This is a genomic window from Klebsiella sp. OBRC7, from assembly GCF_000293135.1.
GTDB classification, from domain to species: domain Bacteria; phylum Pseudomonadota; class Gammaproteobacteria; order Enterobacterales; family Enterobacteriaceae; genus Klebsiella; species Klebsiella michiganensis.
In genome coordinates this window covers 1-1121 of record NZ_ALNJ01000141.1, presented here as the reverse complement: position 1 = coordinate 1121, position 1121 = coordinate 1, and the positions used below count along the sequence as shown (strand labels likewise).

Below are 1121 nucleotides of genomic sequence, written 5' to 3'. Positions count from 1 at the left end.
ATAAAACGGCTCGATGACAGCGGTCATATTCTGCCATGGCAGAATCTGCTCCATGCGGGAGAGGAAAATCTCTTTTCGGGTCTGACGGCGCTTAGTGCTGAATTCACTATCGGCGAAGGTGAGTTGATGGCTCATGATGTCCCTCTGGGATGCGCTCCGGATGAATATGATGATCTCATATCAGGAACTTGTTCGCACCTTCCCTAACAATCTGCAATAAAATCAATACAGCTAAGATGATATGAAGCACACGTAGAAATGGTGTGTCTTTGTGAGGGAGAGCATTGATCCTACCCACCATTAGTGGACACGCAACTAAGTGAGTAAACTCTCAACCAGAGGTGATTACTCATGACAAAACCAGCATCAAACAGCAAAACGGCCCGTAAACAGTACACCCCCGAATTCCGCGATGAAGCCCTGAAACTGGCTGAGCGTATTGGTGTCGCTGCCGCCGCCCGTGAACTCAGTCTGTATGAATCCCAGCTCTACAACTGGCGCAGTAAGCTGAAAAATGCACATTCATCTTCCGAACGTGAACAGGAAATGTCCGTCGAAATTGCCCGCCTTAAGCGACAACTGGCTGAACGGGATGAAGAACTGGCCATTCTCCAAAAGGCCGCGACATACTTCGCGAAGCGCCTGAAATGAAGTATGTCTTCATCGAAAAGCATCAGGCTGAGTTCAGCATCAAAGCCATGTGCCGGGTGCTTCGGGTTGCCCGAAGCGGCTGGTATGTCTGGCTCAGACGTCGCCATCAACCCGGTCCACGCCAGCAGTACCGGCTCATCTGTGATACTGCTGTCAGTCAGGCATTCACTGAGGCAAAGCAGCGTTATGGTGCGCCGCGCCTTGCTGATGAGTTACCGGAGTACAACATCAAAACCATCGCCGCCAGCCTGCGCCGTCAGGGATTACGGGCAAAAGCCAGCCGGAAGTTCAGCCCGGTCAGCTACCGTCAACACGGTATGCCGGTATCGGAAAACCTGCTGAAGCAGGACTTTATCGCCAGTGGCCCGAATCAGAAGTGGGCAGGCGATATCACGTATCTTCACACAGATGAAGGCTGGCTGTATCTGGCGGTGGTGATTGACCTGTGGTCCCGTGCCGTTATTGGCTGG

At 52.3% G+C, this 1121-nt stretch carries 2 pseudogenes; one reads left to right on the top strand and one right to left on the bottom strand.

From position 1 onward, the window contains the following. Nucleotides 1-135, bottom strand: a pseudogene (locus tag HMPREF1144_RS33155) (IS5/IS1182 family transposase); the annotation flags it as partial. 216 nt (nucleotides 136-351) lie between these two features. On the opposite strand from HMPREF1144_RS33155, the pseudogene HMPREF1144_RS32790 reads away from it, so the two are divergent. Beyond that, nucleotides 352-1121 (top strand): annotated as a pseudogene (locus HMPREF1144_RS32790) (IS3 family transposase); the annotation flags it as partial.